The sequence below is a fragment of the Silvanigrella paludirubra genome (assembly GCF_009208775.1).
In the GTDB taxonomy this organism is placed as follows: domain Bacteria; phylum Bdellovibrionota_B; class Oligoflexia; order Silvanigrellales; family Silvanigrellaceae; genus Silvanigrella; species Silvanigrella paludirubra.
Genome location: NZ_WFLM01000003.1, coordinates 400,265 through 426,118, shown reverse-complemented (window position 1 = coordinate 426,118; position 25,854 = coordinate 400,265). Strand labels below are relative to the sequence as shown.

Annotated in this window: 22 protein-coding genes and 1 tRNA gene; 15 read left to right on the top strand and 8 right to left on the bottom strand. The window is 27.7% G+C overall.

The features are described from left to right. The first annotated feature begins 10 nt into the window (after positions 1 to 10). From GCL60_RS09445 to GCL60_RS09420, 6 genes are all read left to right on the top strand, one after another. Complete coding sequence (locus GCL60_RS09445; protein ID WP_153420409.1) at positions 11 to 2,026, top strand: ATP-dependent helicase; 2,016 nt, start codon at positions 11 to 13, stop codon at positions 2,024 to 2,026. Between the two features lie 26 nt (positions 2,027 to 2,052). Beyond that, on the top strand, positions 2,053 to 3,669 hold the full coding sequence (locus GCL60_RS09440) for a hypothetical protein (protein WP_153420408.1): 1,617 nt from the start codon (positions 2,053 to 2,055) through the stop codon (positions 3,667 to 3,669). A 15-nt stretch (positions 3,670 to 3,684) separates the two neighbouring features. Further along, complete coding sequence (locus tag GCL60_RS09435) at positions 3,685 to 4,539, top strand: MBL fold metallo-hydrolase (RefSeq protein WP_153420407.1); 855 nt, start codon at positions 3,685 to 3,687, stop codon at positions 4,537 to 4,539. Beyond that, complete coding sequence (gene rsmI, locus GCL60_RS09430; RefSeq protein ID WP_153420406.1) at positions 4,536 to 5,384, top strand: 16S rRNA (cytidine(1402)-2'-O)-methyltransferase; 849 nt, start codon at positions 4,536 to 4,538, stop codon at positions 5,382 to 5,384. The genes GCL60_RS09435 and rsmI overlap by 4 nt, the downstream gene beginning before the upstream one ends. A gap of 104 nt (positions 5,385 to 5,488) precedes the next feature. Then, the gene (locus GCL60_RS09425; protein WP_161998154.1) at positions 5,489 to 6,619 is read left to right on the top strand and encodes a hypothetical protein; all 1,131 of its coding nucleotides are present in this window, start codon (positions 5,489 to 5,491) and stop codon (positions 6,617 to 6,619) included. Positions 6,620 to 6,832: 213 nt separating this feature from the next. After that, on the top strand, positions 6,833 to 7,792 hold the full coding sequence (locus tag GCL60_RS09420; RefSeq protein WP_153420404.1) for an acyl-CoA desaturase: 960 nt from the start codon (positions 6,833 to 6,835) through the stop codon (positions 7,790 to 7,792). A gap of 9 nt (positions 7,793 to 7,801) precedes the next feature. Here the strand turns inward: GCL60_RS09420 and GCL60_RS09415 are convergent, their stop codons facing one another. After that, on the bottom strand, positions 7,802 to 8,299 hold the full coding sequence (locus tag GCL60_RS09415; protein WP_153420403.1) for a hypothetical protein: 498 nt from the start codon (positions 8,297 to 8,299) through the stop codon (positions 7,802 to 7,804). A gap of 301 nt (positions 8,300 to 8,600) precedes the next feature. Here GCL60_RS09415 and GCL60_RS09410 point away from each other — a divergent pair, with 301 nt between their 5' ends. Next, positions 8,601 to 8,837, top strand: a complete 237-nt coding sequence (locus GCL60_RS09410; RefSeq protein ID WP_153420402.1) for a hypothetical protein — start codon at positions 8,601 to 8,603, stop codon at positions 8,835 to 8,837. A gap of 2 nt (positions 8,838 to 8,839) precedes the next feature. Here GCL60_RS09410 and GCL60_RS09405 read toward each other — a convergent pair whose 3' ends face one another. The 4 genes from GCL60_RS09405 to GCL60_RS09390 form a co-directional block, all read right to left on the bottom strand. Then, complete coding sequence (locus tag GCL60_RS09405) at positions 8,840 to 9,370, bottom strand: hypothetical protein (RefSeq protein ID WP_153420401.1); 531 nt, start codon at positions 9,368 to 9,370, stop codon at positions 8,840 to 8,842. After that, a complete protein-coding gene (locus GCL60_RS09400; protein WP_153420400.1) occupies positions 9,339 to 9,572 on the bottom strand; it encodes a hypothetical protein in 234 nt (77 codons plus the stop codon). Before GCL60_RS09400 ends, GCL60_RS09405 begins: the two co-directional genes overlap by 32 nt. A 158-nt stretch (positions 9,573 to 9,730) precedes the next feature. Continuing rightward, entirely contained in the window at positions 9,731 to 10,417 is a 687-nt protein-coding gene (locus GCL60_RS09395) for a cyclase family protein (RefSeq protein WP_153420399.1), read from the bottom strand. 104 nt (positions 10,418 to 10,521) lie between these two features. Then, positions 10,522 to 10,598, bottom strand: a tRNA-Arg gene (locus GCL60_RS09390). A 191-nt stretch (positions 10,599 to 10,789) separates the two neighbouring features. Here GCL60_RS09390 and GCL60_RS09385 point away from each other — a divergent pair. Next, entirely contained in the window at positions 10,790 to 11,920 is a 1,131-nt protein-coding gene (locus GCL60_RS09385) for a ComEC/Rec2 family competence protein (protein WP_153420398.1), read from the top strand. On the opposite strand, the gene ligA is transcribed toward GCL60_RS09385, so the two are convergent. The 3 genes from ligA to GCL60_RS09370 all read right to left on the bottom strand — a co-directional run bounded on the left by ligA (position 11,912) and on the right by GCL60_RS09370 (position 17,755). Next, positions 11,912 to 13,882 (bottom strand): NAD-dependent DNA ligase LigA, encoded by a 1,971-nt coding sequence (gene ligA, locus GCL60_RS09380; RefSeq protein WP_153420397.1) that lies wholly within the window; start codon positions 13,880 to 13,882, stop codon positions 11,912 to 11,914. The genes GCL60_RS09385 and ligA overlap by 9 nt on opposite strands. Before the next feature lie 66 nt (positions 13,883 to 13,948). Further along, positions 13,949 to 15,367 (bottom strand): helix-turn-helix domain-containing protein, encoded by a 1,419-nt coding sequence (locus tag GCL60_RS09375; RefSeq protein WP_202614017.1) that lies wholly within the window; start codon positions 15,365 to 15,367, stop codon positions 13,949 to 13,951. Between the two features lie 27 nt (positions 15,368 to 15,394). Continuing rightward, entirely contained in the window at positions 15,395 to 17,755 is a 2,361-nt protein-coding gene (locus tag GCL60_RS09370; RefSeq protein ID WP_153420396.1) for a DNA translocase FtsK, read from the bottom strand. Positions 17,756 to 17,804: 49 nt separating this feature from the next. Between GCL60_RS09370 and GCL60_RS09365 the strand changes: the two genes are divergently transcribed. The 7 genes from GCL60_RS09365 to GCL60_RS09335 all read left to right on the top strand — a co-directional run bounded on the left by GCL60_RS09365 (position 17,805) and on the right by GCL60_RS09335 (position 25,854). Beyond that, complete coding sequence (locus tag GCL60_RS09365) at positions 17,805 to 18,536, top strand: EI24 domain-containing protein (RefSeq protein WP_153420395.1); 732 nt, start codon at positions 17,805 to 17,807, stop codon at positions 18,534 to 18,536. A gap of 246 nt (positions 18,537 to 18,782) precedes the next feature. Next, positions 18,783 to 20,327, top strand: coding sequence for an APC family permease (locus tag GCL60_RS09360; protein ID WP_153420394.1), 1,545 nt, complete (start codon positions 18,783 to 18,785; stop codon positions 20,325 to 20,327). Positions 20,328 to 20,344: 17 nt separating this feature from the next. Continuing rightward, positions 20,345 to 21,214: a DMT family transporter gene (locus GCL60_RS09355; protein WP_153420393.1), complete on the top strand. Its 870-nt coding sequence runs from the start codon at positions 20,345 to 20,347 to the stop codon at positions 21,212 to 21,214. 353 nt (positions 21,215 to 21,567) lie between these two features. Beyond that, on the top strand, positions 21,568 to 22,203 hold the full coding sequence (locus tag GCL60_RS09350) for a serine hydrolase domain-containing protein (protein WP_161998153.1): 636 nt from the start codon (positions 21,568 to 21,570) through the stop codon (positions 22,201 to 22,203). A gap of 142 nt (positions 22,204 to 22,345) precedes the next feature. After that, a complete protein-coding gene (locus GCL60_RS09345; RefSeq protein WP_153420391.1) occupies positions 22,346 to 22,618 on the top strand; it encodes a hypothetical protein in 273 nt (90 codons plus the stop codon). Positions 22,619 to 22,920: 302 nt separating this feature from the next. After that, the gene (locus GCL60_RS09340; protein ID WP_153420390.1) at positions 22,921 to 24,831 is read left to right on the top strand and encodes a hypothetical protein; all 1,911 of its coding nucleotides are present in this window, start codon (positions 22,921 to 22,923) and stop codon (positions 24,829 to 24,831) included. Between the two features lie 180 nt (positions 24,832 to 25,011). Continuing rightward, a complete protein-coding gene (locus tag GCL60_RS09335) occupies positions 25,012 to 25,854 on the top strand; it encodes a M12 family metallopeptidase (RefSeq protein WP_153420389.1) in 843 nt (280 codons plus the stop codon).

Genomic DNA, 25,854 nt, shown 5'->3' with positions numbered 1-25,854 from the left:
ATAAAAAATTATGCCAAATAATATTATAAATGCATTAAATAAAGAACAACTTAAAGCTGTTACTTCATCTTATGGAGCACAACTAGTGCTTGCAGGAGCTGGTACTGGAAAAACAAAAGTAATTACTTCAAGAATTGCATGGATGATTCATTCTGGAATTCGCCCAGAAAGTATAGTTGCCGTTAGCTTCACAAATAAAGCGGCAAGAGAAATGCAATCCAGATTATCTAATATAATTGGTGAAAAAACTGCAAAAAAAGTAGAACTTTCAACATTTCACTCTTTTGCACTAAAATTATTAAGACAATATCATAAAGAATTTTCATTACAAAGAAATTTTTCTATCTCCGATGAAAATGAAAGTCTAAATTTATTAAGAGAATCTATAAAAGAATTCCATTTAGAAGAAATTTTATCTTTGCAAGATGCCTCTCAAAAAATATCTTATTATAAAGACAATTTATTTACTGAAGAAGATTTCAAAAAACAAAAAAACGTTTTTGACGGAAAAATTATTTGTAAATTATTTAATTCATATAATAGAAGATTACGTTTATTTAATTTAGTAGATTTTGATGATATTGTTTATTTAACAGTATTGGGATTTAAAAAAAATCCTGAGTTATTGAACAAAATTCAAGATACTTTTTCATTTTTAATGGTAGATGAATATCAAGACACTAGTTTCAGCCAATTTCAACTTATTTGTATGTTATCTTCAAAAACAAAAAATGTTTGTGTTGTGGGAGATGACGATCAGAGCATTTATTCTTGGAGAGGAGCTAGACCTTCAATTATTTCAGATTTTTTAAAACATTTCCCCGATGCAAATAAAGTAACATTGGAGCAAAACTATAGATGCACACCTAACATTTTAAATGCAGCAAACAGTGTTATTAGAGAAAATACAGAAAGATTAGGAAAAGAACTTTGGAGTGAACAAGCTAATTTACATCCTATCGTCATTCATGCTTGCGAAAATGAAAGAGATGAAAGTTTATTTGTTGTTGATAAAATATTATCTTTGAAAAGAGAATCTGGAAAACTAAATTTTGATAACATTGCTATACTTGTTCGTTCAAATAGCCAAACAATTCCTCTTGAACAAGTATTTATTGAGAAAAATATTCCCTATACGATTCATGGAGGAACTCAATTTTTTGATAGAAAAGAAGTTAGAGATCTCTTTTCCTATTTAAAATTTGCTCATAATTCAAATGATATGAATAGTCTTTTCCGAATAATAAATTTACCAGCAAGAGGAATTGGAATAGCTACTCTTGAAAAAATTAAGGAAATACATTTTTTAAACAAAACAAAAAATCCAACTTCAGACATTTTTGTAGCCCTTAAAGAACTTTCTTATGAACACAAAGGCATTGCAGAATTTCTTAAAAATTGGAACCAATATGGTGAAAAATTAAAAAATTCTACTTTAAAAGTTGATATTTCTTCTACTCTAAGAGATTGTTATGAAAACATTGGTCTAAAAAAAGACATTCTTATGTCTTCTGCCAATATGCAAAATGCACAATTTCGAATTGATATTGTTGAAAGAGTTTTTAATGTGATTGAAAAACTTGAATTACCAGAAGAATCAATTCAATCTGTCGTAGATGCACTTCATTTAGATAAAGCAAGATTTGATATTGCTCAGGAAACTAAGAATAAAGTACAGATCATGACAATACATTCTTCAAAAGGTTTAGAGTTTCCTTATGTATTTCTAATTGGCGTTGAAGATGGTATTCTTCCCCATGAAAAAAGTTTGGCTCTTGAATCTGGAATTCAAGAAGAAAGGCGCCTCTTTTATGTCGCTATTACTAGAGCAAAATATAGACTTTTTATTTCTCATTGTGGTTTTCGAAAAAAAGGGAGAGCGTCAGGAAAAGATTTGGAGCCCAAACCATCACGATTTTTATCCGCCATTCCACAACAGCTTATCATCCATGAACAAACAGATCCTAATTCAGAAGAAGCAAGAAGAATGGATGCGGCAAGAAAATTATTTGAATTGTTTCGTTAATTAAGTTTAGGAAATAAAAAAACGGTATGAAAAAAAATGCGAAACTTCTTAAAATTCTTATATTGTTTGTTACATTAATATTATTTATTATTACCGCTATATTTACTTATTTATATTTGAATTTAAAATCAAATACACCAACACTTTCTCATATTGCTCAAAAAGTTGGAAAACCTACTTTTGCAGTAGCTTTTAATTACACTGTAAATACAGATAGGCAGCTTTATCAATTTTCAAAAAATATTGGACTTGAAAATAACCCTCGTACTCAACAACCTGTACCTCCTATTGGTGAAATTGGCGCTCGCGGCTTTTTTATTCTTGATATATACCCTCAATTTAGTGAAAAAATAATAACTTCTTTAGACAATATTCTGAATGATTTTTTATCTACTTCAGAATCCTTAGATGAAAATGAATTTTTTGACCCTACACCTACAGGTAATCAATCAAATGATGAAATTCTTAACATAAATGATATTGAAGCACTTAATCACAATGAAGACAAAGTTATAGAATCTGATGGAAGTCCTTTTGCAAAACCTTTAACATCACTTATAGAAGAAATATGGAATGGAAAAACGTTTTTAATTGGTGGTGCTACTCAATTGCAATTATCAATTAAAGACTCTATATTACTAGCAATAGAGCCAAACATAAAAAAGAGCCTGCATTTATCTTCAGATACTTTAAAAAGTTTAGTTTTAAAAAATGTTCCACTTTCTATTCAAAATTTTCTTGGCAATCATGCAATTGAATTATCAATAGAATCATTAGAATTTGATGAAGAAAATAAAATTAATCATTCACAAGTTATATTATCTATTAGCGATCCTATTGAGTTTTTAAACTCAATTTGTTCTCAAAAAATAAACCCTTGGGATTTTTGTGGCCGATTTAGTTTTCAAAGAAATAATTTTAGAAAAAACTTAGAAAGTGTTTTATCTTTATTAAATAATAATTTTAATATTAAACTTGACATGTATTGGTCTATTAAAGGTCAAACATTTATATTTTCAAATCAAAAAAATTTTGTTTCCATTATTAGCTCTGATAAAAAAGAAAATAATTTAAACAATATTTTAACCACAGTTTCTTCTTCGGGAGCAGATTTTTTATTACCAACAGACTCTCTTAAAAACTTTTCAAGTATTTCTTTCTTATTTGACATGATTCAGACTCAAAATAAATTAATTGATTTTTCAGATAGAATTCGTAAAAAATCGTCCGTTCTTTCCGATTATTTTTCTTCTCCCGCTGGAGACATTATGTTTTCTGAAATTGAAAAAACAATTAATACTTTAACATCTTATTCTGAAAATGCTTCATTAACTTTAGATACCGATGGTGATAAATTAATTCCTAAAATAAGACTTTATGCCCCAACTGGGGATTTATTTATTAAACAAGGAAAAGAAGTTAATCCGGAGGCATTAAATACAATTAAAATATTTATTACAAAAGCCGTTTCTTTTGGTAATTTTTTACTACCAAGAGGTTTAATTCCATTACCTGGACCTTATATTCAAAAAAATGGTAAATGGGTAATTATTCAATCTGAAATAAATGTGAAATCAATAGCACCATATTTAGAAAGTATAGACCCTTATATAGATAATTCAGAAGATCCAACTAAACTATAAAATGGAGCTCTTATAATGGAAATAATTTCTCTTGAAGGTAACACTCAAATGCTTGATGGTGGCGCTATGTTTGGAAATGCGCCAAAAGCAATGTGGGAGTCTTGGATTCAATCAGATAATTTAAATAGAATTCCTTTAGCATGTAGATCACTTTTAGTTAAAAATAAGGATGGAAAAAACTTTCTTTTTGAAGCTGGAGTAGGAGCTTTTTTTGAACCAAAACTTAAAGATAGGTATGGAATTGTTGAAACAGAACATATTTTGTTGCAAAGTTTACAAAAAGTAAATTTAAGTCATGAAGATATTGATGCTGTTATTCTTTCTCATTTGCATTTTGATCATGCTGGTGGAATTTTAACTCCTTATGGCCAAGGAGAGACAAAACTTTTATTTCCAAAAGCAAAATTTTATGTTGGCAAAGAGCACTGGGAGAGAGCAATAAATCCACATCCAAGAGATAAAGCTTCATTTGTTCCTTTATTAAATAATTTACTAGAAAAATCGGGTCGGTTGATTTTAGTTGAAAATAATGGAATAAGTGATTTATCTCCCTTTATAACCTTTAGATTTTCTAATGGTCATACCCCGGGACTTATGTTAGGAGAAATATCTTTAAAAGACGGACCACTTGTTTTTGCAAGTGATTTAATTCCGGGATTCGCTTGGATGCATATTCCCATTTCTATGGGTTATGACCGTTTTCCAGAATTAGTAATTGATGAAAAGAAAAATTTTCTTGAAGATTTAATCACAAAAAATGCAAAATTATTTTTTACCCATGACAGCCAAAATCCAATTGGAAAAATTAAAAAAGATGATAAAGGAAAATTTTTTGCAGAAGTATTTGAATACCCCAAAGGAATAGAATGACTACTGGTACACTTTATATAGTTGCAACACCCATAGGTACATTAGGCGATTTTTCTCCAAGAGCAAAAGAGATTCTATCTCACGTAAGCTTTATAGCATGTGAAGACACTAGACATTCGGGAAACTTATTAAGCCATTTTGGTATAAAATCTCAATTAGAAAGTTTACATGTACATAATGAAAAAAATAAATCAAGTTACCTTATTGAAAAACTTTTAAATTCACCTAACAAATGCGCCGCAATTATTACCGATGCAGGAACTCCCTGTATATCTGATCCAGGCTCTTTATTAATTGCCGAAGCTCATAAACATGGAATTTTAATTCAGAGTATTCCTGGTCCAAGTAGTATGTCTTCAGCATTAGCGGCTTGTGGGTTTATTCAGCCAAGAAGTATTTTTTCTGGCTTTTTAGGACGTACTCAAAAAGAACAATTTGAAGAATTCAATAGGTGGAAAGCGATTTCACCTTGCATTGCCGTATTTTTTGAAAGCCCAAAAAGATTAATTAATAGTTTGAAAAATTTAAATGAATTTTTTTTAGATCAAGAAATTTTTATTTGTGTCTCTAGAGAAATTTCTAAAAAATTTGAAGAACACAAAACAGGCAATATAAAAAATGTTTTAAATTATTTTTCAAATCAAAATGAGATTCAAGGCGAATTTGCAATTTGTGTTAATATTTTAGCAGAAGAAAAAAAAGAAATATCATTACAAGATGCAGCAATAGAAGCTTTAATTTTAGTACAACAAGGAATGCAATTAAAATTAGCATGTAAAAATATTGCTCAAAAACACAATCTAAATGCTAAAGATATTTATAATGAAAGTATTAAAAAACCTTAAAAAGTAGAAAATAGTATTTCAAAAAAAATGTAAATTTGACTTTTTATTAGTAATAATTTATTATTTCTAATGAATGCTATATTTTTTTTTATCAAAGGTTTCATGTGAAAATTTTATTATTTATTTTACTATTTTTATTTATATTTAGCTCCTGTTCAAGTGGAAAAGGTAAATTTTATTTGGGCTTAAATAATACTTTAAAGCCCAATGAAAAAGAACAATATATTATAAAAAATACGGGGATAATAAATTGCTTTGAAGAAGGAAAAAAGACAATATTTGTTAAAAACAATAAAGAGAATGAAATATTAGCTTCATGCGAATTATCTGCAGTTGTTTTTAATAATAACAATCTTTTTTTTGCGAACGATAAATCAATTTACGACAATAATGTATCCCCAATATTTTCAATTCCATTTAATAATAACAATTTTACAGATATTAATAACATAACTTATTATAAAAATTCCAAGTTTATTTTTACAAAAAAATTTGAAGATTTAACTGTAACACTAGATAATAAATATATTTTTGCCACAACAAGCTTTGACAGAGATGATTCTAATTATGAATATAATTCAATATTATATTGGCAACCTGAATTTCCAAATAATGTAGAATTTTTATCTGTTATTGAAAACGAAAAAGAAACAAGAGACATAAAAAAATATTTACAAAAAGAATTAAATAATTCTAAATATTTTAAAGTTGAAGGCTTAACAATTATTCCAGACAATAAAATTTTATTTGGGATAAGAGAAGAAGGAGATTCTTATAAAAATTTTGAATATTCGTTTAAAATTATTTTAGCTAGTTTAATTTATAAAGATTCTAAATATTTTTTAAAAAACGATTTTAAATTAATTTATAATTTTAAAAATACAAATAAATATATAAATGAAAAAGTTGGAATATCTGGTTTAGCTTGGAATAAATTTAATGATAAATTATTTATTCTGAGTAGTTTTGAGCATGAAAATATAATAGGTGCTTACCTTTGGACTATAGATTTAGAAAGGCTTTATAAAAATAACGATCCAATTTTAGTTCATGACAGCAAAAATATTCCTTTAAAATTTAATAACAAAGCTGAAGGTATTACAATTTTAAATAACAATGAATTATTTATCATAAATGATGATGACAGAATTATAAAACAAACTAAAATAAATGGAATAGATTATTTTAAAAAACCAAATGAGTCCATCTATAATATTTTAAGCAAATCATTGTAACCATTCAATATTATTAATTTATACATAAAATATTAATATCATTAATATAAATTCTAGACACCTGAACATTAAGTATTTTAAAGTATTTATATTAGTATTATTAAACAGATACACCATTTACATTTCTTTTACGTTCTCTACCTTCACTAAGAAGTAAAATAACCGTTAAATGAGGATGGATTAAGATTTCTTGTCTATTTATTAGAGGTTATTATGAAGTTAAGAGAATCTTCCAATATAGTTAAGTTTAACTGGCGCAATTTTATTTGGATTACTGGTGTGCATGTCATTGCCCTATCCTTGTGCTGGTTCTTTTTCACATGGCAAGCCTTTATCGTTTTCCTAGTAATGCATTATCTTGCTGGTATGGTTGGAATTACTTTTGGATTTCATAGATTATTAGCTCATAAAGGCTTTCAAGCAACAAAACCTATAGAATATTTTGCCGCATTTTGCGGTACTTTAGCCTGCCAGGGAGGACCCATTTCTTGGATAGGGCAACACAGAGTGCACCACGCTTATTCTGATAAACCTGAAGATCCGCACGATATGAACAAAGGTTTTTGGCATTCTCATATTGGATTTATTTTTAACAGAAGAGCTGATTTAAACTCCATAGAAGAAGTATCTCATTATTGCCCTGATATTGCTAAAAATAAATTTTATCAATTTTTAGAAAATAACATGATTTTAATACAAATTGTTGTTGGTTTTTCAATCATGGCTCTTGGCGGAGTATTAGGTTCTGCACCCGGATTCGATTGGTATAGCGCTATTAGCTTTACAGTCTGGGGTGTCTTTGTAAGACTTGTATCAGGTTATCATGTTACTTGGTTTGTGAACTCTGCAACACATAAATGGGGTTCCCGTCCTAATAATACAAATGACGATTCCAGAAATAACTGGTGGGTTGGTATCCTTGCCTTTGGTGAAGGATGGCATAATAATCACCACGCTCAACCCCGTGCTGCACGTCATGGCTGGGAATGGTGGCAATTTGATCAAACTTGGATAATGATTTCAATATTAAAAGCTTTTAGACAAGTTAAAAATATTAAATTACCCGTAAGACCAAATACAAAAGTTAATTCATTGGAAAACCCAATTGAAAATCTGAACAATAACCACTCTATTTTGAATCCTAAAAAAATTCATCAAAATAAAGCGGTTTAGTTCTTCTCATTATTGATTATGAGATATTGTAAAGATATTTGCATTTCCCATTACTTTTTGATCAACTTGGTAGTAACCAGTCACATCCATTGTTCCTAATGGGAAAGTTGGATAGTATTTATAAGTATAATCTGTTTTAAATACATCTGCTTGATCAACTCTCATACCAAATTCTTCATCACCACTTGCTGCTGTAAATTTAAAATTCATAGTGAACTTTGCATTTGTTGCAGTGGAGTTCATATCTTCATTTCTTTTTAAATAATTTGAACCCGCAATTGTCACACCATTAAAGTTTATATTTGGTTTTGCACCACCATTCCATTGATGCCAGTCATCAATAGAAGATGTAATAAAAACTTTATATCCAGTTTGATTGTTTACTTGTAAAACAGTTCTGAATGTATCAGCAAAAGGAACCATAAATTTATTGGATGAAATGACTACGGACTCATGTGCATAAGGTGCTACTTCAACGGCTTGTGGAGGCATATCAACTGCTATCATGTGAACTCCCTAATAATGTATGTTTTTATAATGGTGAAAATGAATCCTACTTAAATAAGTTCTATTAAGATAGAGTCATATTTTTGACTTAATTCATTTGTTTTTATAAAAATATTCGTTAACTAGTGTCTTAGATTTTTATTATTAAGAAAATTTTAACAATATAAATATAAGAATCTGATTAAATATTCTTGTAATTTATGGTCATTATAATATATGAATTTTTTATTGTTAGAAGTTTTTGCTATTCAAATTTTTAGACAAACTGCTTTTATAAGATCAATAATTAAGGGATATTAAAATGAACGATATTCAAGCAAATACGAATTTTGATAAACTGAATTTAAAAAAATGTCGTGATGGATTTGACCGAAACCATCATTTAGTTACCCCACAGGCGGAATATTCTGGAATAGGTTGGTTTCTTGTTACCTTTGGAATTACTACAAGACCAGTTAAAATTAAATATAAATGCCGCAAGTGTAATGAAATATTTGATGAAAGTAGCGCCAAGGAAGATCTCGATAAAAATACTTAAAATTATATAGGACTTTTATTATTGTTAATTGGTTCAATTTTATCTTTTTTAAAAAAGAAGTTTTTAGGAGATATTCCTATAACAGCTAACAAAATATACAATCCTATAAAAGCAAATTTATTTTCGATTTTAATCCAATAAGAACTAAAAAAAACAATCAAACCAACTAAAAGTGCAATATAAAACTTTATATGTTGATGTCTTTGTTCTTTAACTTCAATTTCAATACTTTTCTTTTGATTTATTAATTGAGATTCAACTAATTTTTCGCTCATCATCTTTTTATGTTGGGCTGTTTCTTTTTCTAAATTACGCCTGTGCTCTGATTCCATTTCAAATGCAACGATCATTTTTTCAATGAAACCTGGGTACAATTCTTGATAAGCTCGTGTATCATCAGGATTTGGAAGAAAACTTTTTGCGTTATTTGAATTTGATAATACAATATCTTCTTTTCGAGTTGATGATTGAGTAGAAAAATTTTGAGAACTGGGCATTATGCTATGAAATTTGGTCTCTCTCTGAAGATTCACTAGAACTATCCTTGTTCATAATTTTTACCTTTGCATGCGTAAAATCGGAAGATAAATGGATACCATCGTTCTCCAAATTATTAAAATCACTACATAATGCAATTACAGATTCTTGATTTGTGGTTTGGTAGGAGTAAACAGCGGGCGTATTATTTAGCTTATCTAAAAAATCTTCAATTTCAGAATAATGACTAAAAAACATTTAGTTTAATCTCCTAAAATAAAAATAAGTCTTACATATATATTTTGAAAATTAACTTAACATATAGTAAACACTAATTATCTTAAACTATATTTAACTAATGGTCAATTTTTTTTAATTTTCTAAAACTTGAATTAAAACGTATTAATATAAATTTTCTAACTTTTAAAACCAACTAATCTTACGGGCGCTTCTGTTCCTCCCTTTGTTTTTAATGGGAGCGCGCAAATAAAACCTCCGATAATTGGCATATTTTTTAAATTAGCAACATTTTCAATAATATATTTTCCGTTACCTAGAAGTATTTTATGGACAGGAAATCCATCGTCAGGTCTATCAGGAGAAAGTGTGTCTATACCTATTCCTTTTATTCCTCTTTCTAAAAGATATTCCGCTACATCTTTAGAAATTGATGGAAATAAATAATGATTGCGATATTGCTCAGGTGTACCCCAATATTTTTCCCAGCCCGTTCTAAAAAATACAAAGCTATTTGAATTAATGGGAGTGTTTATTTGCTCGAATGATTTAACATCATTTAAAGAAACAGTATATTTTGAATGAGCAAACATAGATACATCAATAACTACACATGGTGCGATAAGATCTTGTAAGGAAATTTCGCTAATATAAATTCCATCTGGAATGCAGTGAGCAGGTGCATCAATATGCGTTCCAATACCAGCTTGCATTATTATTTGCTGGACTCGAAATTGAACTTCTGTATTACAATCAACATAATCAATTATATTATCTTGTTTGAATCCACATCCTTCATCCCAATGTGGAATATTTTCATCTAATGTATGGGTTAAATCAATAATTTTGTATGGAAAAGAGCGCATTATTTATCCTGTTATATTAATGAAAACTTACAAAATAGATTGTAAAATTATAATTAAATTTTTAGTGTCTCATAAATACAGGTAATAGAGAACTTTCAAGAAAGTGGCGTCACCAGTAGGACTCTAACCTACGACCCCTTCTTTAGGAAAGAAGTGCTCTATACAACTGAGCTATGGCGACAGCAATCTATAATTTGCAAAAATAAAAACATACGTCAAGACTATTGTATTGAAATTATTCTAAAATCATTTCAACACAAGATATGACTTCATTTTAATACAAATTGAACAAATATCATACATCTCAAGTCATCTTTTTGAGTCAGGTATAATTATAGCCCCTCTAATGAAAGAGAATGAGTAGGGCTAAAAATGAGTCATTTAAACTATTTTTTATACAAAAATATATTTTTCTCTATAATTCTATATACTGTGCTAATAATATTATTAAACGATTTTCCAGAAGAAATAAAAAATAATGGTATTTTTAAACAGTTTTTTGATTATTCAAATTGGGTAGAACAAAAGGCAAAAATCACATCTGCACAAATGCAAGAATCAAACCTTGCATTAAATTTTTTAGGAAACTTAAGAAAATTAACTTTTTCGGAAGCAAAAGCATTTCAAAATTCGGGCTTAATTCATCTTTTAGCAATTTCAGGTGGCCAAGTTGTTCCTCTAGCAAATGGCATAAGCAAAATTTTTTCTTATATTTTATTTTATGTCCTTTATAAATATATAAACCCAAATAAACTAATGAATTTTATAAATAATTTTAAAATATATTTATCATTATTTATTTCATTAATAATATGCTCTCTTTTTGGCTGGACGGGAGCTCTTGTAAGAGTTTCTGCATTGAGTTATTTTCAATCAATAAAATTTATTCAAAGTCAATATCTCATTTTTTTTAAACTGTTTCCATTTATAACCTCAAAAATATTTCATAAAATTTTCGTACTTTTTCTTATTTCATTTTCATTTGGAAATGTTTTTATTAATTTTTCTTTTTTACTTTCTGCAATTGGTGCCATAATATTAGAAATTTCAAGTTATATAACAAATTTTTTAATTTCAAATTTAAAAATATTTAAAGCAATATGTAATACTATATTAACATCTTTTTTTACTGGAATTATTCTTTATCCTTTTACAAATATTGATTTAATAAATTCATGCTCTGCAAATATTTTAGCATTGCCAATTGTTTGTTTTTTAATAACTCCTTTATCTTTACTCGCCATATTTATTCCAATTCATTTTGTATTTTATCCTTATATTATTTATTTGTTAGACTTTTCTTTATACATTCTAAAAAAAATAGCTTTCACTTTTAGTATTGATAATTCAAAAAAAAATCCATTTGATAAAAACAACCCTATTTTCACATTAGAAGGATTAATTTATCTAAATACTATTTTAATTATATTATGGATATTTTCTGATTTTTTAAAAGAAAGAAAATTATTTAAAGCAAGAAATAAGTTTCTTGCTTTAAAGTAATGAAGAAAACTCCTCTTCATTTACTATTTTTACATTATGTTTTATTGCATCTTTATATTTTGACGAAGAACTAGCTTCGTTACAAACTAATAAATCTGTTTTTGAGCTCACTGCGGAAACGAGTTTTGCCCCGACAGTATCCAATATTTTTTTGTACTCTTCTCTTGGCCTTGAAAGGGATCCTGTTATACAAATATTTTTACCAAAATAGGGATGATCACTTTGACTTTGTATCAAAGCACCAGATTCATCATCAATAACTTCAACATAATGTAATAAATTTTGAATTATTTTTTCTTTCAATTTTAATGATTCGACAAAATCTTCTGCAGATTTTTGGGCCCAACCTTTTTCTTCTAAAAGATCTTCTACTTTTAATTTTAAAACATTTTTAAGATGAATACATTTTTTAGCAACTTCTTGACATTTAACAGCACCACCTCTTTTTAAACCTAGTGATGTTAAAAATTTTGCTAAAGGAATTTTTTTTGAATTTTGGATAGCGGCAATAACATTTTCTGAAGATTTTTGTGCAAAACCTTCAATTTGAATGAGATCTTCTACTGTTAATTTATAAAAATCGGCAGGCTCTTGAACTAATCCAGCCTCTCTTATTTTTAGTACAATTTTGTCAGAAACCCCCATAATATCTAAAGAGGAAATAAAATATACAAGACTTTCTTGATCTTTGTAATTACAAGAAGGATTATCTAAACACATTAAATCGGGACCTTGACGCGTCAAAGGATATCCGCATTTACAATTTTTAGGTAATATAAAAGATTGTTTAGAAGGCTCAATTAAGCGAATAATAGCTGGTATTACTTCACCACTGCGAATGATTTCAACTTTAGAACCTACAGCGTAATTACCTTCTTCTATAAATTGAGCATTATGCAAAGTTGCGTATGAGATTTTTGCACCTGATAATTCAACTGTTTTTAATTTTGCTCTGAAAGTTATTTTTCCGCTACGTCCTACATTTTCTTCAATTTCTAAAATTTCAGTTTCTGCGGTTTCACCTGCTTGTTTAAATGCTAGACTTCCTCTTGGATGATGAGCTGTATTTCCTAAGTTTTCCCATAAAATCTCATCTTTAAATCTAAAAACAATACCATCAATTTGATAATCTCTACTTTTTTTATACCAGTTTTCTATAAATAAATTTAAATCATCTATATTTTTTATATCAGTCACATCAACAACATAATTCATATTATCTTCAAAGCCCATTTTTTTTGTCAAATTAAGCTTTGAGAGATAATTATTTGGTACATCAAAATATTTTGGAATTTCTTTTGCAGATAAATAGTTGCCTTTATTATCGAATACAAATAAATCATATACACAAAAATGCAAAACTTTTAATACATCAACAGCCTCTTCAACATCTTTTCGACCTAAAGTACCAGGAACGGCATTTCGAAAACTATCAAAACGGTCTTGAAAGTTTTGAAATTCAGAATGTGGAAAATAAATTTCACCTCTTATCTCAAAATGAAATCCTTGCCATTTTTTATCTATATTTAATTTTTTTGGTATATTTGTTATATAGTAAACATGCTCTGTAACATCTTCTCCTAATTTACCGTTTCCTCTTGTTGAGGCTCTTAAAAACTTACCATTTTCATCATATTCAATAGAAAGAGCCATGCCATCTAATTTATCCATAGCAACGCTTGGATTTTTATTTAAAAAATCGAATAAATCTTCAATTGAATAGGTTTTTGCTAAAGATAACATTGGTAAATGATGTGAAATTTTTTTTCCAGAGTCTTCAAATTGATAACCAACCAACGATAATACGGGATGATTTGGAGATAATTTTTTTAATTGATCTTCTAAAGAATCATATTCCATATCACTTATCATACTACGGCCTGTATAATAAAGTTTTTTATGATAAAGTAACTGAGATGCTATGGATTCTATTTTCTTATTTGATTCTATTTTCATTGACATAAAAAAACCTCCCTAGGGTCGGGGAGGGTTATAACAAGTAGAAAGGGATATGAGCAAGTATTTTTGTTATTCTACATATGCTTTTGCATTTAATACAATTTTTCTTTTTCTGCCAGCGTATCCTAAAGGCCCGTGATTTACTCCTTCGTAAATTAAACTCACCTTTGATGCGTCAGACATATTTATTTCTGCTTTATTTTTAAAAGGAATATCTAATACTCCCGAAGAATGAACTCCTGAAAAAATTTGTTTTCCATCGGCCTCAATTGTAATGTTTACTTTTGAAATTATATTTAGTTTTGCTATTCGTTCCACTTCAATAATTGCCTGAGTTTTTTGTGACACTGGGATAGTGCTTGTTGTCGCTTGAGGCGTTAAAGTTGCTTCCTTAGTTTCTGCAGCAACTGTTTTTGTTTGTGGAGGATAAACCGTTGCTTTTTGAGCTTCAGACACAGCTGGAATATTTGAATTTACGATTGAATTTGGTAATGCTTCACTTTCACCAATCTCATTTTCAAGTTGTTTAGCAGATAAATTTGTTACTTTAGTTTGACTTGAATTTCTTGAAAAGAGAAATAAACTAACAAAAACAAAAATCATTAAAAAAGATAATAAAACAACAATTTGCAAAGGATTTAAATCAAAAAGTCTTTTTTTAATAATGGATTCTTCTTTTACTTCTTTTGAAGTAACAAATGGAAGATCTTTTTTTACATGACTTTCTTGAAATACTTTTTCTTCTACTTTTATTTTTTCTTTTTCAACTACTGGATGAGTTTCTACAATTGATTTTTTTACAGGCTCTGCTGTTGGTAAATTTTGTCTTATATTTTTTTGCTCTTTTGCTACAGGATATTCGGGTTCAGCAATTTCTTGGACTTTAAGTTCATCAACTTGAAGACCTAGAACATCATAAATATTTGGAGTGACAATAGAAGCACTACCAGTTGAAGCCGCTGTCCTTTGTGAAAAAACAGGTCTTGAATATACTTTTGAACTTGGAATATGTGGAACAGGCTCATCTGGATGCATTGAAGACGAACCATATTCAGAGGTTTCTAAATTTATCCCTTTTTGAAATTCGCTGCGGGAAATCGAACGAATGACTTCAGCGGATTCCTCTGCTGCAGGATGATATTTCGATTTTTTATTTGAAGCAGCCATTAAACTTTCAGACTGTTTTTCAAGCATAACCGTTTGTAAATGATGAAAAGCTTCAAATTCAGGAATAGCAACGGCTAGTTCTCTAGCGTAAAGTCTTATAAGCCCTCTACCATTCAAGCCAGGAGGAAGGACGTCCCAATCTCCAATTTCTATAGCTTCAATATAACGCTCACGAATTTTGACGCGCGCAGAAACTTGAGAAGGCGAAAATCGTTTATGTTCACGAGCGGCACGAAGTCGACTTCCTATGAGAGCCGCAGTTTCATAAGTAACACCAAGTGCATTTTTATCATTCTGGTATGCGGCTTGGTTCATATTCATATTCCACAGTCCTTTTGTTATTGAACTCTAAAATCGTTTGATTACTGGCCTTGGTTTACCCGAAGACTCAGCTTGCCCAACAATTCCTTCAAGAATCATTCTATCCATTATACGTGCAGCTCGGTTGTAACCTATTCGGAATTCTCTTTGAATACTTGATGTACTTACATTCCCGGCCTCTCTCGCAAAATCGACAGCTCTTTCATAAAGGGTATTTTCGTCAATGGTCTCATTTTCACCGGATAAAGTGAGTGTACTAATTTCGCTCCCTTTGTCATTTTTTTGTCTCATCAAGTCTTGTGATGCTCTTTCAATGTCTTGCATTACATGTGTTTCATAAACGGGCGGATAAAGTTTTTTTAATTCAGATGCCATTAAATTAATTTCTTTATCTGTTACAAAAGCACATTGTGCGCGAATAACTTTACTAATTCCTGGCGGTAAAAATAACATATCACCTTTACCTAATAATCTTTCTGCTCCAATATTTTCAATAATTGTTCTACTGTCATGCCTTGAAGCTACTTGGAAACTCAATCTACATGGTAAATTCGCTTTTATTACTCCAGTTAATACGTCTACACTTGGTCTTTGAGTTGCTAATATTAAATGAATACCCGCCGCTCTAGCTTTTTGAGCTAAACGCTGAATACTATCTTCAACATCTTTTGGAGAGGTCATCATAAGATCACTTAATTCATCCACCACAACAACAATATAAGGTAACAAATCTAATTTTTGTTGTTTAGGATCTGATTGTTTAATTTCTCCATTAGTAACCGCATTATTATAGGCTAAAATATTTCTTACCTGATAATTTTTCATTAACCTATATCGACGTTCCATTTCTTCAATTGCCCATTTTAATGCTCCAGCCGCTTTATCTGGCTCAGTAACAACAGGCATTAATAAATGACCAATACCGTCATAGACGGAGAGTTCTAACATTTTTGGATCAACTAATAATAATCGAAGTTGTCTAGGCGTTTTGCTCATCATTAAACTTAATAACATAACATTTATACAAACACTTTTCCCTGAACCTGTTGAACCTGCAACAAGCAAATGTGGCATTGTTGATAAATCAGTGATTAAATGCGAGCCATCCACATTTTTTCCTAAAGCAACAGAAAGAGGAATATTTGGGTTTTGAAACAACGGAGATTCCATAATTTCTCTTAAAGAAACAGTTTCACGAGTTGAAGCTGGAAGTTCAATTCCTAATGAACTTTTTCCTGGTTGTAATCCAATTAAAACACTTTGAGCTTTTAATGCTAAAGTAAGATCATCTTGTAAAGAAAGAACTTTATTAACTTTAATTCCAGAAGCGGGTTCAAATTCATGTAAATTTATGACAGGTCCATTTTGGCTTTTGATTACAGAACCTTTAACGCCAAATGTAGATAATTTATCTTCAATAAGTCTTGCTTCTGCTCGTAATTTTTGATTTTCAATTTCAGGATTTTTCTTTTGACCATTAATTTTATGATATTCAAGTTTTGATAACAAAGAATCAAAATCTTTTTTATTGATTAAAAATGCAACTTTTGGCGAAACATTAGCAAATGTAATATCATTAGAAAAAGAATTTGTTGGAGGCGCTGCTTGAATTTCTTCTACAGCATAATTAAATACCGGTTTTTTCTCTTCAATTAAAGACTTTTTTTCTTCTTTATTTTGCTTAAATATATCTTCCTGAATGTAGGTTGATTGAGTATCTTTTTCATTAGCCTGTTCTTCAATAGCACCAACAATTTTTTTCGTTACTTTATTTGGAAATAAAGATAACAAATAAGATAAAGTTGTTAATGGTCTTATACCTAATGACAATGTTAAACTTGCTAAACCTACAATGGATAAAACAATAATTGATCCTGTTTTACCAATAAAAGTGATAAAAAAATGAGAAACCAAATGACCAATAATACCACCAGTATAAATATCAACTCCACGAAAATGAATTTCTGGAGAAATAAGAGACATTAAGCCTAAATAACATAGTATAAGTTGAGGATAACCAAAAACTCTTAAACCAAAGCGGCTACGTTGCCTTGGCCTTCTCAAAGTATTTAATAACTGAACAATAAATACCATTGAAAAAACCATAGAGCCTAAGCCACAAACCTGAAAACACCAATCTGCGATTGAGGCACCTAAAATTCCAAACGTATTTGATACATGAGAAATATTATTCAAAGATTTTGAATTGATATTAAATGAACTCGGATCCGAAGGATTATAAGTAATAATGGAAACGAAAACACAAAATGTAATACCCAAAAGAAGAATATGAATATATTCTTTTAGGTACTCTCGATCTTCTGCACTATTATTTGGCAAAGCACCGTTAAAAGAATCTTTATTCCTTATATCCGTTGAAGATACCATTGAGAGTCTCCGTTAGTAACATTATTCTACCCTTGTAAAGGAGGGCAGTATGTCCATTGAACCATTTCAGCAAATATTTTTAGGGATGAAATCCCCTATTTATTCTGTCAGATTTTTCCTTCGTAATAAAGGCATGCTTCTATTAGGCACTGCTCCTCATATCTTGAACCTCATAATCTATTTTTGGATAGTTAGAAATATCGTTATCGCAAAATGGATTATACCTCTCTTTCACTCTTTAGCACTAAAATGGGATGGAACTTTCTTAGCACCTCTATTTAACACTGTATTTATCGAAATTATAATATGGATAATAGGATTTTTATTATATGGAATTTTTGGAACTGCTTTTGTAAATGCCGTTGCTAGCCCAATTTACGATATTATTGCTCAAAATGCCTATGAAAAAACTTCAGGAAATAAAACTCCTAAACAAAAATTTATGGATTTTATCGATAGCATTATTTCTGAAGTAACAAAAGCAGTTGTCATTTTCTGCTTATTTGTTTTATCATTTTTTGTTCAAATTTTTGCCCCTATCGTTTTTATAGTAGGAATTTGGTATTTAGGATGGAACAATATAGATAGAACATTGCTATTAATGAACATGCCCTTGCGTAAAAGAGTTTTATTTGGCATTCGTAATTGGGGATTATGTATTGGGCTAGGTATATGGTGTTATATTCCAATCATAGGAACATTAATGGCCTTTTCAATGGCTGCAGCAGGCGCCATTGTCTTTGCTAAATTTGAAAAAGGTAAAAATTTGATAAAAAATTAAATTTTTATTTATTATAAATTCAAACACATTAAAAATTGCGGATACATATTTTATTAAAATTAGAAATCAAAAACATATTTTATTAACAAAAATTTTTTTATTGATTTTTTTATGAATTTTTAATAAAAACAATATGATATTTTAAAAATCACAAAAAGGAGATATATATTCCAAACTATAGAATTATTTTAAATATGAATATCCATCTTTTTCTAGAGAGTTTCTCCTAAAAGGAATTATCATAATATGATTAAAGTCACTAAAACAAATTTACTATTTTTATCACTAGGCTCAATCATTGGTTCTGGTTGGCTTTATGGAGCATATTACACAGCAAAAGCAGCAGGAAACTCAGGAATATTATCTTGGATAATCGGCGGATTAATGTATGGAATTATAGCACTTTCCTATGCAGAAGTTATTTTAAATAAAAAATTTAATAACATGTCCGATGCTGCAAATTTAAGTTTTGGGAATAGTGGAAAAATATTGGTAAGTATTTTAACTTGGATTTGGACAGCTTTAATTCCTCCTATTGAAGTTCAAGCAACAGTTCAATATGCTTCAAATTATTTTACATGGATAAAAACAGATTCTAAAGAATTTACTTTATCTACAGAAGGCCTGTTACTTTCCATTTTTTTAATCTTTATTATGTTTTTTATAAATATTTTTGCAATAAATACTGTGGGCAAGTTTAATAAAGTAATCACAGTTTTTAAAGTTGCAGTTCCTTTAGCTGTATCTTGCATATTTATCTATATTATTTTTAATAACCCTACAAATGCTGCCCATAATTTATCTACAGATATGTTTAGCAGTGGTGTAGGCGGAATGCTCACAGCTATTTCAACTTGTGGCATAGCCTTTTCTTTTATTGGTTTTCAGACCGCTATATTTCTAGCAAATGAAACTGAAAATCCACAAAAAAACGTTCCCTATGCCGTTTTTGGTTCTATATTAATTGCATGTGTTATCTATTTATTAGTTCAAATTTCTTTTAACCTATCTATTCCTTCTGAGTATTTAAAAGGAGGGTGGGCGAATTTAAATTTTGCTGGAGATTCAGGTCCGATTGCAGGATTGCTTGCTATATTTGGATTTGCTTCTATTGCATTATTTTTATATGTTGATGCTGCAATATCTCCTTTTGGTACTGGATTAAGTTACAAAATTGCAGCATCACGTGTATTGAGTAACTTAGGGGAATCAAAAATATTTCCAAGTATTTTATCAAAAAGAAATAAATACTCTTCTCCATACATTGCAAATTCGATAAATTTTATTATTGGTGTGATTTTTATTTTTTCGGTTTCAGGCTGGCAAAATATGATTACAATTTTATGTGCCTTAATTATTTTAACCATGTCTTATGTCCCAATTTATGTAATTTATGCAAGAGTAAGCAATAATTTTAAAGGAACATTTAAAGTTAAAAACTATAATATTATTTCATTTTTAAGCTTTTATTTTTCAAATTTAATGCTTATTTGGTGTGGATGGAATGCTGTAAAAAATGCTTTAATTATATTTGTAGTATTTTTTGTATTTACAATAATAAAAGATATTTATAAAAAAACCTTTCAATTAAATTTAGTTTTTCATTTTATTATTCCTTTTCATATTGTTTCAATCGCCATATGTACATTTTTAAAAGCCAACTATGAATCCATTTATTTTGAATTAATAAGTCAGTTTATAATTAGCATTGCTATTTTATTTTTAATAAAAACTATAGTATTAAAAAATCATGTTTCTGAAAACAGAAATATCATTGGCATAAAAAATTAGGTTAGAAATATATTTATATGAATCAATTAGGCTATCTTTATATTATAATTTCTTCACTATCATTTGCTTTTATAGGTATTTTTTCTAAAAACCTATATGAAGTAAATACCAGTTTATCTGTCATATTAATTACAAGATTTATTATTTCTTTATTTGTTTTAATTCCATTTATTAAATTTTCTAAAAGGAATTTTATTCTTTATAAAAAAGATATTATTATGGGAGGTGGTTTATATTTTATTACAACTTTTACATATTTATCATCTCTGCAATACATTGGAGTTGGCCTTGCCGCAGTATTAGCTTATATTTTTCCCGTTTATATATTTATCTATAGCATTATTACTGGTGAAATTAAATTAAATTTAAAATCTTTATTATTAATATCGAGCTCTTTAACTGGCGTGATATTAATTTCATATCATAAATTTGGAAAAATAGATAACTTAATTGGAATATTTTTTGCAATTCTATCTGGACTCATATATGCAGTTTATATCATTTTAAACAAAGAAAAAAAGCAAAATAAGAACCAAATTGATATCGTTTTTTATCAACTCATCGGAGCATCAATTCTTTCTCTTCCCTATTTATTTATTTCTGAAAAAAACTTTACTTTAAATAACAATTTTATTTTTAATATGCTTGGAATATCTATTATTGGAACTTTATCTGCTATTTATTTTTTAATAAAAGGCATGGAAAAAATTGGAGCATTTAAGTCCTCTATTATTTCTTTAACTGAACCTGTTTTTGCAGTCATAATCTCCGTTTTATTTTTAAACGAAAATATGACAAAAATTCAGCTATATGGTTTAATATTAATTATTTTCTCTTGCATTTTCTCGTCAAGTATCAAAAATAATTTATCACAGAAAATGAATTAGCTCTGCAATGAAAGACAAATATCATTTTATTAAAAAGAAGTTAAAATTATCTAAAAACAATGTATTTATTAAAAATTGACAATGATTTTAAAATCTATAAGCTTTATCGTCTATTTATGTATTTTTTTCAACAATGGAATTAAATTTAAAAAATGAATACAAATATAGCTAAAATTCTTGTTCCTTTATTAAGTTTAACTTTACTCTAATGTAAAAATCGCAGCGGAAATTCAAAAAATAATAATAAAATAGAAAGTAACGATACTGAAAAACTTTCAATGGATATAAACTCCGAATTAAATGCGATTTTGAAAAAATAAGGTAAAGAGGGAGCTACTGGAATTGCCTTTACCTTGCAGTGCCCTAAATATAATAACGGAAATGCCACAACATATAATGTAGGTTTGCAAAAATTAAATGGAAAACCAGTTACAAACAGTAGCTTGTTTCAAATTGGGAGTAATTCAAAAGCATTTCTTGTTGTTGTTATGCTGCAACTTGAAGCCGAAGGAAAATTATCTTTGGACGACAAATTAAGTAAATTTTTTCCAAATGATTTTCCAAAATGGCAAAACGTTACAATTAAGCAAATGCTAATTATGACTTCTGGCATACCAGAATATACAAGTATTTTAATTAAATTATATAAAAATAATCCTAAAAGAATTTTTAGTACAGATGAAATTTTAAATGTTGTAAAAGAAAAAGATTTAAGTTTTTCGCCTGGAAGTCACTATTTCTATTCGAATACAAATTATGTACTTGCTAATAAAATAATTGAAAAAATTACAGAAAAGACATTAGCAACTGAAATTGAAAATCGAATATTTAAAAAGTTAAACTTAAGCCATAGTTTTTATATTAACCATATACCTAAAGAAGGCATTCCATCAAAGTATCATGATAATATCATGAGCAGATATTTATTTGATATTCCAGAAAATAATCAATATTACGGAATGGATATAATCGATTTATCAATGTCTTAGACAAATGGAGGAAGATCTATTACGGCATCATCAAACGATTTAAACCTTTTTATACGAAATTTATTTTCAGAACCATCTACAGATTCAACTAAAAATTTACTAAATGCTTCTCAGCTAAATAAAATGCTGAATTTTGTTTATCATGAAACAGATAAAAAACCCAAAAGACCCTGCACCACAAAATGTAGTTCCTAATATTATTAATGAGGGTTATGGATTAGGGATTGTAATAAATTATTTAAACTCCTTGGCAAATTATTCTCACACAGGTGGAACTATGGGGTTTTTAACGAAAATGAATTTTATTAAAGACAAAAATATTTCATATATTTATCTTACTAATGCAAAAAACAGTAAAACATTTAAATCTATAAATAAAATTGTAGAAAAATATATTTCGGAAAAATATTTATAATATTCAGTTCAAAGCGTTTCCTACATATTTGAATAAATTTTTTATTCAAAGATTTAATGTAACTAAAAAATTTTGCGCATTTGATGTGCAAAATTTTTTTTTATTCAAAATGATACTTAATTTATAAAAATATTTTCTCTTTTATTTTCATATTATTATAATTATTTTTAATTATTTTCAAAATTACTCTTGAATAAAATAAACTTTCTTGTTACTTTTTTCGTGTAGATTGGTTATTTTTTCTGATTTTAAAAAATTTTTTTTAAAAACTTAATAATATATTTTTTTAATGGATTATAATTATGATTATTTTTATGGTAGAAAAAGATCGTTTTCAAAAATTATATCCTAAATTAAAACATAAAGATTCAAATTTTCTTGATTATATGTTATCTAATGTTGAAGAAAAAAACAGATCACACACTTCAAATTTGGAAGATAAAAGAACTTTTATAAAAAATCTGATTAGCCTTAACACTGTTCAAAATATAAAAGTTTTTATAAATTCTGATTTAGAAAATCGTGACTTATTAAACCATTATTATTTTGTACCATGGTTTTATTTTTACTCAACATTTGAAAATTTTGGGGATTCTTTTTTATATTTTTTAAACAAAAATAAATCATATCTAGAAAGTATTTCAGTAAATATTGAAGACAATAACTTCAAGATAATTTGTGAAAAAGTTTTAGCAACTTATGCAAACCCTGTGCTTGGAAAAATTCCTTTATCTAAGTTTTCAGATACTGTGGTTAAATTAAAAGATGATTTTTTAGCCTATAAAAATACCAGTGAAAATTCCAAAAAATGGTTCGATTTTTTTAATGATTACAACTTAAATTCTTATAGTAAATTTTATATTAAATATACTGACGTTTTAAATGAAATAAAAAAAGTAAAGATACGAGAAAAAAACAAAGCTGAATATACAATATGTTATTCTTCAGAAAAAGAAGTATTCAATGATTTATTGTCAAAAATTATTTCAAAATATAAAGGAAATAGTTTAATACAAAAAAAATTAGCATTAATTTTAACAATTGATAAAAATAAATCATTATATTTATCTCAAAAAGAAATAATTGTTAATTATTTCAATTATATAAATATAGAAATCAAAAACATAGAATGCCTTTATAATCAATTTTTTTCTAACTTTAATAATGGGACTCTTAAAAAAATATCAGAAGATTTAGAAAAAAGTATTAATAATTCAAAACAGATAATTAAGAAGGTTACTAATAAAGTTTTAATTGATCAAGAGTTTAATTTAATATATAATGAATTTGAGCTTAATTTATTTAAAAATAATATTATTACATATTTTCTATTAACTAAATCTGATTCATCCGAATATTTTAAATATTTTTTATCCCAAACTGAATATAAAAATATTCTTGCTGAATGCCAAATAAAAAAATTTTCTCAATTTGTTTATTTTTTCCTAGAATATGAAAAAATACGTATTGATAAATTTCGTAGCAAAACAAATAATTTGTTACTTAAGTTTCCTCTGGTTTCTATAGGAGCTATGATTATAAACGATATCAGAAGGTGTATTCATACATTAAAAGATAATATTTCAAATAAAACAAAAACAAATAAAAACTCATTATTTTCAGAAGATAATTTATCTAATATTATAATAGGAAGTGGAGTAAATTCAAAAATTAATCGTGAAGAAAGTAAATACAATATGATAGGAAAAGCATCATACAATGTGCGATCTTATCAATTAGACAGTTCCAATGAAGACATTTCTTCTTATGTTTCAGATTTAGAAAAAGTTAAAGCACGTAATAGGTTTTTACATGACAAAGGAATAGAGCTTGGAAATGGTATTTCCGGTCATATTGCTGGAATAAAAAAAGAATTTTTAAAATCTAAAAATACTCTTAATGATAATGAATACAAAATTGAGGCAACAATAAATTGCAGCATGTTTTTATTTTGGTCATTATTTTATGATAAAACATCTACAGCGTCTCACTCTTATATAGAAGTTTTTGAATCCTCTTCAAATTCAAAGCAAGAGAATGTTATAATTGAATTTCCTCAGGATACATATCATATTTTTGAATATATATTGGAAATGTTTCGACTCAAAAATTTTGATGCCGTAGATTTTATTGATGAGCTTCAAAAAAATAATACTTTTAAATTAATAGAAAAGTCTCAATTAAAATTAAACTTAAACTTATATTCAATATAAAATTATTGATACCCATTTTAAAAAATTTAATTTTTAATTATTCATATTAAATTTTCATTAAAATCAATCCCAAAAAAACCTCCTTTAAAATAACATTTTTTATGTTGATTTTTAGAATAAATTAATATATATGAATTTTAAAATTAAAGATAATCATATTCTAATATAAAAGGAATTTTTATGAAAAAACTTAAATTTATACTTATGTTATTCAGTATATTATTATCCAAATATTCATTTTCAGCAAACTTTATTGATGATTCTATATTAATAAAAAATAGTGAACCTATATTTGAAATAAATAATCTAAATAACAATAACCTAAAATACAAAATAATTGAAGGAGATATTATATACGATCAAAATCAAATTTATAATAGAGATATATATAGTGCTCCTTTAAATTACTCAAAGAAAAAATGGAATAATGGAAAAATATATTACTCTTTTCATTTGTATAATCGAAGAAATAAAAATTTACAATTAAGAAAATTTAATCATTATGAAAAATCATTAATACGCAATGCAATGGATAAATTAGAAAACATTGCAGATATAAAATTTATAGAAGTATATCATAAACCTTTTCATAATTATTTAGAAATTATGGTGGATGAAGGCTGTTTTTCTGGAATAGGTTCTGACCATCCCCAGACTGTTTCATTAGGAGATGGTTGCTTATATCCAGAAATTATTCAGCATGAACTTATGCATGCTTTAGGATTCTTACATGAACAAAGCAGATCAGACAGAAACTACTATTTAAAAATTATTAAAGAAAATATCATTCCAGGAAAAGAAAATAATTTTGACTTAGGTCCATATTCAACCATTCAATTTGGACCTTATGATTATTATTCTATAATGCACTATGGATTAAATTCATTTAGTATAGATCCCAAAAAATACACAATGGTTCCACTCTTAAATGGTGTCTATTGGGAATATATTGGAAATGCAAAAACATTAAGTATTTTAGATCGAGAAGCTTTACAAAGAGCATATGGAAAAGTAAAAAATTGA